General features: G+C 56.3%; 10 protein-coding genes and 2 tRNA genes. 10 read left to right on the top strand and 2 right to left on the bottom strand.

Annotated elements, in window-relative coordinates:
• The first annotated feature begins 155 nt into the window (after positions 1-155).
• The 7 genes from L881_RS0105535 to eutB all read left to right on the top strand — a co-directional run bounded on the left by L881_RS0105535 (position 156) and on the right by eutB (position 9,419).
• Positions 156-1,280 (top strand): metallophosphoesterase family protein, encoded by a 1,125-nt coding sequence (locus L881_RS0105535; RefSeq protein WP_025732710.1) that lies wholly within the window; start codon positions 156-158, stop codon positions 1,278-1,280.
• A complete protein-coding gene (locus L881_RS0105530) occupies positions 1,277-3,934 on the top strand; it encodes an AAA family ATPase (RefSeq protein WP_025732709.1) in 2,658 nt (885 codons plus the stop codon). Before L881_RS0105535 ends, L881_RS0105530 begins: the two co-directional genes overlap by 4 nt.
• A 420-nt stretch (positions 3,935-4,354) precedes the next feature.
• Positions 4,355-5,707: an ethanolamine permease gene (gene eat / locus L881_RS12880; RefSeq protein ID WP_034578639.1), complete on the top strand. Its 1,353-nt coding sequence runs from the start codon at positions 4,355-4,357 to the stop codon at positions 5,705-5,707.
• Positions 5,708-5,789: 82 nt separating this feature from the next.
• On the top strand, positions 5,790-7,199 hold the full coding sequence (locus L881_RS0105520; RefSeq protein WP_025732708.1) for an ethanolamine ammonia-lyase subunit EutB: 1,410 nt from the start codon (positions 5,790-5,792) through the stop codon (positions 7,197-7,199).
• A gap of 94 nt (positions 7,200-7,293) precedes the next feature.
• The gene (gene eutC, locus L881_RS0105515; RefSeq protein WP_025732707.1) at positions 7,294-8,109 is read left to right on the top strand and encodes an ethanolamine ammonia-lyase subunit EutC; all 816 of its coding nucleotides are present in this window, start codon (positions 7,294-7,296) and stop codon (positions 8,107-8,109) included.
• 274 nt (positions 8,110-8,383) lie between these two features.
• Positions 8,384-9,160 (top strand): acid phosphatase, encoded by a 777-nt coding sequence (locus L881_RS0105510; RefSeq protein WP_211238893.1) that lies wholly within the window; start codon positions 8,384-8,386, stop codon positions 9,158-9,160.
• 103 nt (positions 9,161-9,263) lie between these two features.
• Positions 9,264-9,419: an ethanolamine ammonia-lyase subunit EutB gene (gene eutB, locus L881_RS14105; RefSeq protein WP_156926508.1), complete on the top strand. Its 156-nt coding sequence runs from the start codon at positions 9,264-9,266 to the stop codon at positions 9,417-9,419.
• 174 nt (positions 9,420-9,593) lie between these two features.
• On the opposite strand, the gene L881_RS0105505 is transcribed toward eutB, so the two are convergent.
• Positions 9,594-9,668 (bottom strand) — tRNA-Gly (locus tag L881_RS0105505).
• Between the two features lie 13 nt (positions 9,669-9,681).
• Positions 9,682-9,757: transfer RNA gene (locus L881_RS0105500), tRNA-Glu, on the bottom strand.
• Positions 9,758-10,120: 363 nt separating this feature from the next.
• Here L881_RS0105500 and L881_RS0105495 point away from each other — a divergent pair.
• The 3 genes from L881_RS0105495 (at position 10,121) to L881_RS0105485 (ending at position 13,414) form a co-directional block, all read left to right on the top strand.
• A complete protein-coding gene (locus tag L881_RS0105495; RefSeq protein ID WP_025732705.1) occupies positions 10,121-11,440 on the top strand; it encodes an ABC transporter substrate-binding protein in 1,320 nt (439 codons plus the stop codon).
• A 283-nt stretch (positions 11,441-11,723) separates the two neighbouring features.
• Positions 11,724-12,569: a carbohydrate ABC transporter permease gene (locus tag L881_RS0105490; protein ID WP_245587936.1), complete on the top strand. Its 846-nt coding sequence runs from the start codon at positions 11,724-11,726 to the stop codon at positions 12,567-12,569.
• A complete protein-coding gene (locus L881_RS0105485; RefSeq protein WP_025732703.1) occupies positions 12,566-13,414 on the top strand; it encodes a carbohydrate ABC transporter permease in 849 nt (282 codons plus the stop codon). Before L881_RS0105490 ends, L881_RS0105485 begins: the two co-directional genes overlap by 4 nt.
• Positions 13,415-13,452 lie beyond the last annotated feature (38 nt).

Here is a 13,452-nt window from a genome sequence, read left to right as displayed (position 1 = left end):
CATGGCTGACAACGCGGCGCATTATTCACAACTTGAGTGAAGATAGCAAGAGCCTGCCTGCGAAAAATTTGCCATGAATCGCCCTGCTACTCCCCCACATTTCATCTGCGCGCTGTTACCATTTCCTATTCACACAGTGGTGGAGCACGCGTCCCTTGCTTAGGCTTTTACATACCGCAGATTGGCAAATCGGCAAATCCTTTGGTCAGTTCGACCCTGACGAGGCGTCGCTATTGGCGCAAGCGCGTATCGACGCCATTGGGCGGCTGGCAACCCTCGCTGACCAGCATTGGGTAGATGTCGTACTGGTCGCCGGTGATGTGTTCGATGCGCAGACGGTTGCCGACAAGACCATTCATCGCGTGTTTAACGCCATGCAAGCCTTCAGCGGCCAGTGGGTACTGATTCCCGGCAATCACGATGCAGCGCTGGCAGAATCGGTATGGAGTCGCGCGGAACGGCTCGGCGCTGTTCCTGACAACGTTGCGCTGTGTCTGACACCGCAGCCACTTGTTCTCGACGCGCTCAAACTCACCCTGCTGCCCGCCCCGCTCACCCAGCGTCATACCTATCAGGATCTGACCGCCTGGTTCGATCACGCCGACTCCCCCGCCCAGCACTACCGTATTGGCCTTGCCCACGGCAGTGTGCAGGGCGTGCTGGACGATAGCATTGATTCAGCCAACCCCATTGCGTCCGAGCGCGTCAGTAGTGCACACCTCGACTATCTCGCGCTGGGTGACTGGCACGGTGTGAAGGAGATCAATCCGCGCTGCTGGTATGCCGGCACCCCCGAGCCTGACCGCTTTCGCAGCAATGATTCAGGCCACGCGCTGTTGGTCAGCCTTGAGGCACCACAGGCGACTCCCAGCGTGGAGATAGTCGATACGGGCAGCTACCGCTGGCACCAGCAGCATTACGCACTACGTGTCGATTCTGACGTGGATGCCCTGGAGCAGTGGCTCGCCTCACTGAACGATCACGATGTGGTGGAATTAAGTCTGGAAGGTACTCTCGACCTTGCGCTGCACCATCGCCTTGAGCGCTCGCTGAATCAGGCGCAAGGCCGAGTGCGCTCGCTACGGTTGGAGCTGCACCGGCTCAGGATAGCGCCTAGCGAGGAGGATCTTGCCCAACTCGCTGCCGATGGCTATGTCGGTGAGGTGATCGACGAGCTGAAGAATGAGCAGCACGGCGAACATGGCGATACCGCTCGCGACGCGCTGATTCTGCTGGCGGATCTGCTTGGTCAACGCCGCGATGAGGAGGCCAGCCAATGAAATTGCTATCGTTGCGCGTCACCGAATTCAGGAAATTTAGCGAGCCGGTGCTCATCGAGCACTTCGACGCTGGCATCAACCTCTTCACCGGCCCCAATGAGGCAGGCAAAAGCACCCTGGCCGATGCCATTCGCACTGCCTTCTTCGAACGCCATCGCGCCAGCCTGCCGCAGCTTTGCCCCTGGAGCGATAGCAGTGCGGCTCCTGAAATTCAGCTTGAGTTCGAACACCACGGCCATCACTACCGCCTTGCCAAGCGTTTTCTCAAGCGCAAGCGCTGTGACTTGAGCATTGATCACCAGCGTTTTGAAGGCGAGGAAGCTGAACAGCAGCTCAAGCAGTTGATGGGCTTCCAGCACTCTTCGCGTGGTGCCAGCGACGAGCGCGACTGGGGCATTCCCGGGCTTTTATGGATCGAGCAGGGCAGCGCGCAGCGTATTGCCGATCCTGTTAGCCACGCTGCCGGACGCTTGCAGGAAGTGCTTGAGCGTATGGTGGGCGAACTTGCCACCGGCACAGGCAGTGACACCCTGATCGCGGAGCTAAAACAGCAGCGTTATCAACTGCTGACCGAACGTACCGGCAAACCGCGCGGCGATTACGACAAGGCCCTCAACCGCTGCCAGGCGCTTGAGCAGCAGTTGGCCGAGCTTGACCAGGCAATCACTCACTATCAGGCGCGAGTGGACGAATTGGCGCGTCTGAAACAGGAACAGCAGGATGAAGAGCAGCAAGGCGCGCTGATCCAGATCGCGCAACAGTTGGAAGCCGCTCGCACTGCCCTCACCGAGTGGCAAGCCAAACAGCAGCAGCTCAGTAGTGAGCAGCACGCTATCGCCACGCTGGATCGTCAGTTGGCACTGCTTAAGCAAAGCCTCGATGACTTCACGCGCCAGCAGCAACAGCATGAAAGCTACCGCGCGGCACTGTCTACCAGTCAACAAACGCTTGATGAAGTGAAGTCGCGCCTGACTCACGCCCACACCCGCAGTACTGCTGCCGGTGAGCAGCGCCGCCAGCACCAGCGGCTGCTTGACCAGGCACGCCTGCGCGTCGATGGCTTCCAGCGCCAGCAACAACTGACGCAGCTTGAGCAGCAGCACCGTACCAGTGAACAGCAGCTCACTCGCGCCAGGCAGTTGGCCCACGATATTCAGGAGATCAGGCAGCGCAAGCGTGAACTCAGCCTCGACCGCGCGGCGGTGACTGCTCTTCATGAGCAGCAGGCAGCGCTCAATGATATCGAGATCGAGCAACGGGTAGCGGCCACTCACCTGCACTACCAGCTTGATGCCGACCAGCAGCTTCACCTTGGCGAGCATGTCCTGAGCGGCACGGGCGATACCCAGCTTATCGACATAACGCGGCTTGTCATTCCCGAGGTGGGCATCCTCACCATCACGCCGGGCGGTGCCGGGCTGGCGCAGCTTAGCGAGCGCGCCGAGGCCATTGCCCAGCATATTCGGCAACAGCTCACGCAACTGGGCGTAACGTCGCTCCATGAAGCGGATCAGCGGCTTGCCAAACTCGCCCAGCTCGACAATGAACTACAGCTGGCTGAGGCGCGCTATAGCGATAGCGCACCGCAAGGCATCGACGCATTGCAGCAGCAGCTTGCCGCTCTGGAGAGTGATATTGCCCAGCAGCGCAAGGCGCTTGAGCATGGCCCAGCCCAGGATAGCAACGCCCCCCTGCCTGATCTTGACGCTCTGATACAGCATCAGCACGAACTTGCACAGCACAGCGAGCAGGCTGAGCAGCAGTGGCATCAGCTCCAGCTCGATGCAGGCCGTGCCGAGGTGGAGCATCAGCGCAACAGCGAACAGCTCAGCCGCCTGGTTACCGCTCTCGAAGCGCCGGAACGCAAGCAGCGCCTGGCAACACTGCGCAATGAATACAACGAACTTGAACATGCTCGTCAACAGCACCAACAGCGCCACGCTACCTTGCAAGAGAGCCTGGCATCAGCACCGTTGACACTGCTTGAGCAGGATGTCGAGCGGCTCTCCCGCAGTCTCGACAAAAGCCGCCAGCGCGAAACCCAGCGGCGCGACAGCATCACTCGTCTGGAAGGCGAGCTTTCCAGTCAGGGCGCCCAGGGGTTTGAGGAGCAGCGCGCCGAACTGGCCTCCGAACATGCCCGACAGCAGCAGCGCGTCAGCGAATTTTCACGGCGCGCCAAGGCGCTGCAACTGCTGCTCGAACGGCTGGAAAGCAAGCGCCAGCGGTTGGTGCAAAAGCTTCAAGCACCGCTTCAGGAAAAGCTCAACCACTATCTGGGGATTCTCTTCCAGGGTGCATCGCTGACGCTTAATGAGCAGCTTGTACCTACCTTGCTGGAACGTCGCAGCGCTACGGGTACTCACAGTGAGCAGAATGAACTGGAAGCGCTCAGTTTCGGGGCACGCGAACAGCTCGGTGTGGTATGCCGCCTGGCCTACGCCGATCTGTTAAAAGAGAATGGCCACCCCACTCTGATTATGCTCGACGATGCGCTCGTGCACAGCGACACCGAACGCCTTGGGCGCATGAAGCGCGTACTGTTCGACGCCGCCACCCGCCATCAACTGCTGATTTTCAGCTGTCACCCCGACGCCTGGCGCGACCTCGGCGTTGATGAACAGCGAATTGATACGCTGATTCAAGGTAAATAAGGTAAATAAAGCCGTGTTATGAAGGATAATGCGCAGCCCTGGTGAACTACTGGGGCCGTACCTTGTTTACGCTCTCTCTAGTAATCAGAGAATAGCGAGCACTACCACGGTGCTTCCCATGCACCGTTTCGATACATTGGCACAGTCCAGCTTCGTCCCCTGAAAGCCCCGCCTGTTCACCTTCATTTATATCCCTTTGATTTTACGCCAATTTATTTACCTGGCACGCCGCCTGCTTTAAGCGTTCCCTAATCCATTGAACATGGTAGTGCAATGATAGAGGGAGCTGCCTTCCTATTGGGCACAGCATTCAGGTGATCCAAGGACGTGCTTCTGCATTCCTCTTCCTGTGCACCTCAGCCCCATGCGGCTCTGGATAACGTTCAACCGTTAACAACAACAATCGTGAGACTCTTCTGCATGCCAAGCACCCACGCGACGCCTCGCTTAACGCCCACCCTCGGCACCTTGCAGCTCTGGGGTATCGCCGTCGGGCTAGTCATTTCAGGGGAATATTTCGGCTGGAGCTACGGTTGGGGTGTGGCAGGCACGCTCGGCTTTTTGGTTACAACGCTCTTTATCTCCGTGATGTATAGCTGCTTCATTTTCAGCTATACCGAACTGACGACCGCGATACCTCATGCTGGCGGGCCTTTTGCCTATACCCGCCGCGCGTTCGGTGAAATGGGCGGGCTGATCGCCGGTATCGCCACCCTGATCGAGTTCGTGTTTGCTCCGCCTGCCATCGCGATGGCAATTGGCGCTTATCTGAACGTTCAGTTCCCCGAACTTAACCCCAAATACGCGGCCATCGGTGCCTACGTCATCTTCATGACGCTGAACATCATTGGCGTGCGCATTGCCGCTACCTTCGAGCTGATCGTGACCATTTTGGCTGTTATCGAACTGCTGATCTTTATGGGCGTGGTATCGCCGGGCGTCAGCCTCAGCAATTTTGTGGCCCACGGCTGGGCGGGGCAGCACACCTTCTCACCAGCAGCGCTGTCAGGCATGTTCGCAGCCATCCCCTTCGCCATCTGGTTTTTTCTGGCTATCGAAGGTGCCGCCATGGCCGCCGAAGAGGTCAAAAACCCGCGTACCACCATTCCTCGCGCCTATATCTCCGGCATTTTGACCTTAATGGCCCTGGGGTTGGGCGTCATGTTTTTCGCTGGCAGTGTCGGCGATTGGCGCACTCTTTCAAATATCAACGATCCGCTTCCCGCTGCCATGCACATGGTAATCGGCGATCATTCCATCTGGATGCATATGCTGGTGTGGATCGGGCTGTTCGGTCTGATAGCCAGCTTTCACGGCATTATTCTGGGCTATTCACGTCAGTTCTTCGCACTGGCGCGCGCTGGCTACCTTCCTGCCAGTCTAGCCAGGCTATCACGCTTCAACACACCTCATCGCGCTACCCTGCTGGGCGGGGTTATTGGCATGGCGGCCATTCTGTGCGATGGCCTGATTGATGGCATCAACCTGACCGCCACCATGATTACTCTGGCAGTATTTGGTGCCATCGTGATGTACCTATGTAGCATGTTGAGCCTGTTCAAGCTGCGCAAAAATGCGCCCATGCTGGAGCGCCACTACAAGGCACCGGGTTACCCCGTAGTGCCCGCGATTGCCGTGGCCTGCTCGATCATCAGCCTGCTGGCCATGATCTGGTTCAACCCCGCCATTACCGTGGTCTTCATCGTATTGATGGCTATGGGCTACGGCTATTTCAGAGTGTCAGGAAGACGCGGTAATACCCTTGATGTGTAAATGGCAGCTATTCTGTCAATAAAGCCATCAATGCAGCAGACAGCACAGTCATCAATACGCTTCGCCTGAATATGGAGATCGCATGGCCAGCTACTACTACGATACCGGCTCAACGCGCTATCGCTTTGCCAATCTGGCAGAGCTGATGGCGAAGGCATCTCCTGCACGCTCCGGCGATGAACTGGCGGGCCTTGCCGCTCATAGTGCCGCCCAGCGCGTGGCTGCACAATTGGCGCTGGCTGAGGTGCCGCTGGCGACCTTTCTCGAAGATCTGCTGATTCCCTATGAAGCCGATGAAGTCACCCGGCTGATCGTTGATCGCCATGATCGCGCTGCCTTCGCGCCGGTCGCCTCCATGACAGTGGGAGAGTTTCGCAACTGGCTGCTGTCGCCCCATGCCAATGAGGTAAGCCTGGCAGCCCTCGCCCCAGGGCTAACCCCCGAGATGGTGGCGGCGGTCTCCAAGCTGATGCGCATTCAGGATCTGGTGCTGGTAGCACGCAAGTGCCGGGTCGTGACCCGCTTTCGCAATACGCTGGGCTTGAAGGGCCGGCTGGCGACCCGTCTACAGCCCAACCACCCTACCGATGACCCAACCGGTATTGCCGCCAGCATGCTCGATGGGCTGCTGTACGGCAGCGGCGATGCCGTTATTGGCATCAATCCCGCAACCGACAACACCACTGCGGTGGTCACCTTGCTCAAGATGCTGGACGAGATTATCGAGCGTTACCAGATTCCCACCCAGAGCTGCGTACTGACCCATGTGACCACCGCCATCGAAGCCATCGAACGAGGCGCGCCCACCGACCTGGTATTTCAATCCATTGCCGGCACCGAGGCTGCCAACAAAGGATTCGGTATTAACCTTGAGCTGCTACGCCAAGGGCAGCAAGCGGCGCTCTCCCTTGAGCGTGGCACGGTGGGCGATCAGGTCATGTACTTTGAAACCGGTCAGGGCAGTGCGCTGTCGGCCAACGCGCATCATGGAATCGACCAGCAGACCCTTGAAGCGCGCGCCCACGGCGTAGCCCGAGAATTCAGCCCGCTACTGGTGAACACGGTGGTGGGCTTTATCGGGCCTGAATATCTCTATGACGGCAAACAGATTATTCGGGCGGGGCTGGAAGATCATTTCTGCGGCAAGCTATTAGGCGTTCCGATGGGCTGTGATATCTGTTACACCAACCATGCGGAAGCCGATCAAAACGATATGGATATGCTGCTCACGCTGCTGGGGGCGGCGGGCTGTACCTACATCATGGGCATTCCCGGTGCCGATGACATCATGCTGAATTACCAGACAACCTCCTTCCATGATGCGCTTTATCTAAGAGAAGTACTGGATTTGCGCCCTGCTCCCGAATTTGAACAGTGGCTGTCAGAGAGCGGTATCTATGTACATGGCGAAGGTATCAAGGTAGCCGAGCAGCTACCGCCACGTTTTCGCAATGTCATCGAGGAAGCCCGCAAGTTTGCGCTGCCCGGTTAAAACAATGAATGCGGCACACCGCCTACAGCGACCTTCTTCCCACAGCATCCAAGCATGATATTGCTGACATCCCCTGATCCATGGAGCGCAGCAAATGGCGAATACACCTTCCCCTGCCGATCACTCTCCCGCCGAACATGACCACTCAGTGGTCACCAACAGTTGGCGTAGTCTGCGTAACCATACTGATGCACGCATCGGACTGGGGCGCAGTGGTAACAGTCTACCCACACAGGCGATGCTGGCCTTTCAGTTGGATCATGCTCAGGCCAGAGATGCGGTACATCTGGCACTAGATACCGAGATGTTGATGGCTGGCCTTGAACAACGCTTCCCGCTGGCACTGCGCCTGCATAGCCAGGCACAGGATCGCAGCGAATATCTGCGGCGCCCCGACCTTGGCCGCCTGCTCGATATTCCATCCACCCAGCAGCTCGCTGCACTGGAGACTCAACACTGCGATATATCCATCAGTATCGTGGATGGACTATCGGCGCGCGCGATTCATGAGCAGGCGCTGCCTTTTCTGGACGCGCTATTGCCCCACCTTCATCGCGCAGAGATGACCCTTGGCCCGGTAGCGCTCGTGGAACAAGGGCGCGTCGCCATTGGCGATCCAATTGGTGAAGCCTTAAATGCCCGCATGAGCATTGTGTTGATTGGAGAGCGCCCGGGGCTTAGCTCTCCTGATAGCCTGGGTATCTACTTTACATGGAAACCGCGCAGCGGCTGCCTCGATAGCGCCCGCAACTGCATCTCCAACGTGCGCCCCCGAGGACAAAGTTTTGCCAGCGCCGCCCAACGGCTGGCCTACCTGATCAAGGGCGCGCTTGAAATAGAGGCATCGGGCATCGCCCTCAAGGACAACAGCGACGCCACCTTGGAGATTAGTGATGGTCAGTATAGGTAAGACCATCGAAAGATTCCCCACGCTTCCTGCTGGCCGCACTGGCTCTAAAGCTGCACCAATATGTGCTGCTCCACATCATGTGGGTTTGTGCGCTGTGACGAAGACCAACGTTTCTACCCTGATGGCCCAGAGGCGGCATTTGATTCCTTTCTTGCCTTCCGACTAAAAGAGGAGAGACTGCACGGGCCAATCTGTTTTATACAGGGAAGTTGTTAACCTTATGACTGATAGGGTTATTTGGCGCGTTTTATTCGACAGTTTCAGGTAAGAAAATATGAATAACTCTTCTCTCACGACTATGACGAAGTATGCCCTGCCGTTCTGTGCTCTTTTGCTGTCATCCTCAGCCATGGCACTGCAAAAGGAGCCCAGCGAAGATGTCAGCCAGTCCGCCTCTACCATTTACCACACTGCGGATCAGGCGGTGAGCAGCCAGGCATATTTACCGCCACCTCCAAAGGAAGACAGCGCCGAGTTTGCTGCCGACAAGGCAGCCTACCAGCAGGGATATAAGCTGAAAGGCACAGAGCGCTGGAAACAGGCTGCTACCGATGCCGATCTTCACCCCGCCAATATCGCCCAGATATTCTCAGTGCCGATGGGCATTACCATCTCGCCCCAGACAACGCCCACACTGTACAAGATGTTAGGCAATATACTCGTTGCCTCAGGTGATTACGCCACCAAGTCGGCCAAAGAACATTACATGCGTAAGCGCCCCTTCATGTATTTTAATCGCCACATGTGTCAGCCCCTCGCCGAAGAAAACGAGCTACGCAAGAATGGCTCCTATCCTTCCGGGCACACCGCTTACGGTTGGACGCTTGCATTAATGCTTGCTGAAATCGACCCGGCACATGCATCGGATATTTTCAAACGTGGCTACGAGTTCGGCCAGAGTCGAGTGATCTGTGGGGCGCACTGGCAGAGCGATGTACATGCAGGCAGAGTAGTTGGCGCAGCAGAATATTCTTATCTGCATACCATTCCCCAGTTCCAGGCAGATTTACGCAAGGCGGCTACAGAAGTGCAACAGCAGTTGAAAAAGTAAGCCCATCTCTCGTCGGAATAAGCCAGGATAGAAGCGCGTTAGACGATGTTTAGCATCGTTATCTGATACTTCCCGACATGCACCCGTGGCATAAAGCCCACTCCTGACGAATACAGTGGTGGGCTTTATTGGTATCGAATATTTCTATAATGGCGCATACATCATTCAGGCAAGGCTGGGCGATCACTCTTATAGCAAAGGGGGCTACAGCAGGCTGACGTTATCATCATCCGAAAGCCTTGCAACACGAGCAGGATAGTCTGATCGGAAAGAATGAGACGGCGATTGTGCAATTCACAATGCAGGAGTTGTCAGAGACCGCTCCGATGGGAAGACAGGGAGCAAAACATTGGGAAGCGAGAAATAAAAAAAGGGCCGCAAGGCCCTTTTTTCAACGATTTAGAGATCTCAACGAAATCTATAAATCACAAATTGGAGCGGGAAAGGAGATTCGAACTCCCGACCCTCGCCTTGGCAAGGCGATGCTCTACCACTGAGCTATTCCCGCACTATCAAGAAGTTGGCGTCCCATAGGGGGTTCGAACCCCTGTTACCGCCGTGAAAGGGCGGTGTCCTGGACCACTAGACGAATGGGACGTAGCCGGTTGACTTTAAAACGTTGCTAACCGCTTGGTTATACAGTGTTTTTCTTGTCGACCTCTTCAAGACGGACAGAATTATGGACCAACTCTTCGCGCATGGCAAGAGGAAAAATAGAATTTTTGTCTCGCATAACCTTTCCCCTCTCCTACCGCGCCAAACCTAGGTGCAGAAAAGGCACGCAAGCGCCCTCCTTCGCAGCGCAATCAGTAGCCCTGCGTTATCTTCGAAGCCCTTCTGCTCGATGCGTTATACAAATGTCGATGATACCAATGAGCAGAGGCAATCCCTCCCCTAATCGGTAATTATCCGAGGGTGCTGTTATTTAAAAACGTTCTGTTCACTGGTGAGGAACAACCGATGCGACGATCCTGGCAATGGTATAGCGGGTTACTCTTATTAGCGGGCAGTAGCGCAGCGTTGGCTCAACAGCAAACGCAAATTACGATAGCAAGCGTTAATAATCCTGACATGGTGACCATGCAGGGGCTTACCCGTGAGTTCGAAAAAAGCCACCCCGGCATTAAGGTCAACTGGGTCATGCTCCCTGAAAACGAGGTGCGTCAGCGCATTACCACTGATGTCGCCAGCGGTGCGGGGCAATATGACGTTATCACCATCAGCAATTTCGAAGCCCCCATGTGGGCCAAGAACGAATGGATAGTCCCGTTTGATAATCTGCCTGAAGATTATGACACCGCTGACCTGCTGAAAAATCCGAAGGAAGGTGTCAGCTATCAGAACAAGCTGTATGCCCTTCCCTTCTATGGCGAATCTTCCGTCACCTATTACCGCAAGGATCTGTTCAAGAAAGCGGGGCTGGAAATGCCCGAGCGCCCCACCTGGGAGCAGATGGATCAGTTTGCGGCCAAGCTTAACGATTCCAAAAACAACGTCTACGGCATCTGCCTGCGCGGGCTGCCAGGCTGGGGTGAAAACATGTCGGTCTTCTCGACCATGGTCAATGCCTATGGCGGCCGCTGGTTCGATGAGAGCTGGGAGCCTCAGCTTACCTCGCCCGAGTGGAAAACCGCTGCCAATGCCTATGTCAAACTGCTGAAAGACTACGGCCCTCCCGGTGCAACTTCCAACGGCTTTACTGAAACTGCCACCCTGTTCTCGGGCGGCCACTGCGCCATGTGGGTCGATGCAACCGTGGCGGCCAGCGTGCTCTCTGACCCCAAAACCTCCAAGGTGTCCGATAGCGTCGGTATTGCTCAGGCACCGAAGCAGGTAACGGATCACGGTGCCAACTGGCTCTATACCTGGGCACTGGCGGTACCCAAGAACTCAAAGAACCAGGAAGCAGCGCAAACCTTCGCCGAGTGGGCAACCTCCAAGGGATATATCGACCTTGTCGGTCAGAACAAGGGCTGGATCAACGTACCTCCCGGTACACGTCAATCCACCTACGACAATCCTGAGTACAAGAAAGCGGCCAGTTTCTCGCCCATGGTGCTACAGGCCATTGAATCCGCTGATCCCAACCATCCCACGCTAAAACCAGTGCCCTATACAGGCATCCAGATGGTGGTGATTCCCCAGTTCCAGGCCATCGGCACGCGGGTCGGTCAAATCATGGCAGGCGCGCTCTCCGGCCAGAGCACTGTGGATCAGGGCTTGCAGCAGGCGCAGGCATTTACCCAGCGTTTGATGAAGCAAGGTGGTTATACCAAGTAAGGAAAACCAAGTAAGGCAACAGGTGGGCCTGATCGCTATATAGCTGATGAATGTATGGCGATCCTTTAGCTCACCGCTTTTCTATCCCATGTCACGACTGCCCCCGCAGTCACTTGTTCGCGGTGTTCCAGCATCCCTGGCTACCGCGAATATCCGACATAGTGAATGCCCCTTAAGCGGTTACCAAAGGAGCAAGGCCATGGAATCGAACTCTGCCCCGACTGGCCAACGCCACAAGGAAAGAGGCTCACAGCAGCCCCATCGGACCACGGTACGCTGGCTTATGTTGCCTTCCGTGCTATTTCTGCTGGTATGGATGATTGTGCCTCTGGTAATGACGCTCTATTACTCCTTCCAGAACTATAATCTGATGATGCCAATGGACCGCAGCTTCGCTGGCATCATGAACTATTCTCTGATGTTCACGGACCCCACCTTCTGGGATTCTCTGATCAATACGCTGGTGCTTGTATTTTCCTGCCTGATACTCACGCTGGTATTGGGCCTTGCGTTCGCGCTGCTGTATAACCGCGTTTTTCCGCTGCGCGGTGTCGCCAGAACCCTGGCCGTCGCCCCCTTCTTTGTCATGCCGGTCGTGGCAGGACTGATTTGGAAAAACATGCTGATGCACCCGGTGTATGGCCTGTTTTCGTGGATGCTGAGAAGTGTCGGGCTGGAACCTATCGACTGGTTCGGCAATTACCCCATGATCTCGGTAATCATCATGATTACCTGGATATGGACGCCCTTTGCACTGCTGGTCTTGCTGACAGGGCTTCAATCCCTGCCGGAAGATCAGCTTGAAGCCGTACGTCTGGATGGGGCCAACCGCTGGCAGGAGTTCCGCCATATCGTCTTGCCGCATCTGGGGCAGGTGATCTACGTGGTACTGATGCTTGAAAGCATCTTTTTCCTGACCTCATTTGCCGAGATCTACACCACCACCAGCGGCGGCCCCGGTACGGCGACCACCAACCTGCCCTACTACATCTATCTAAATGCCTTCTTCCAGTACGACATCGGCTTTTCATCTGCCAGCGCTATTGCTGCCGTTATTCTGGCCAATATTTTCGCGATCTTCCTGATCCGCTTTGTGGCAGGCAATCTGAAAGCAGGAGCACGGTCATGAGTCAGTCAACAAAACCTTCTGCCTCACGCATCACCCTGGGCGGCACCCTGCTCACGCTGCTCGCCTACCTGGTCGCAATTGTCATGTTCTTCCCACTGCTGTGGATGATCCTGACGGCCTTCAAGACCGAACAGCAAGCGATGAGTATCGTGCCTCAGTTCATCTTCACGCCGACATGGCAGAGTTTTCACGATGCCATCTTTCAGGGCAGCGCCTATACCCACTATGCGTGGAACTCGCTGATTACTGCGGTAGGGTCAACCTTCCTCGGGCTGCTGCTCACCATTCCAGCGGCCTACGCCATGGCGTTCTATCCCAGCAAGCGCACTGACTTCACACTGGTGTGGATGGTATCGACCAAGTTCATTCCTGCGGTGGGTGTGCTGATTCCCATATTCCTGGTCTTTCGCTCCTCTGGGCTACTGGATACCAGGTTCGGGCTGCTGATGCTCTATACCTCGATGAACATGCCGATCATGATCTGGATGATCTACTCCTATTTCAAGGAAGTACCCAAAGAGATCATCGAGGCCGCGGATATTGATGGCGCTGGCACACTTCAAACCATGCTACGGGTGATTCTGCCGCTGGCACTGCCAGGGCTAACCTCCACGGCGCTGCTGGTCACGATCCTTGCGTGGAACGAGTCGTTCTGGAGCATCATGATCACCAACCACAACGCCGCCACACTGGCGACCTATATCGCCTCCTTCCGCAGTGCAGAGGGCCTCTATTGGGCCAAGCTGTCGGCAGGCTCCGTGCTCGCCTCGGCGCCAATCATTGTGCTTGGCTGGTGCGCACAGCGGCAGATGGTGCGCGGACTTACCTTTGGTGCGGTGAAGTGATTCCGCCGAACAGAACCCCCTGCTATTGATGCTTTCAT

The sequence above is a fragment of the Carnimonas nigrificans ATCC BAA-78 genome, assembly GCF_000526695.1.
Lineage (GTDB): Bacteria > Pseudomonadota > Gammaproteobacteria > Pseudomonadales > Halomonadaceae > Carnimonas > Carnimonas nigrificans.
Note: the sequence above shows the minus strand (reverse complement) of the source record. Positions and strands in the feature narration are given on the sequence as shown.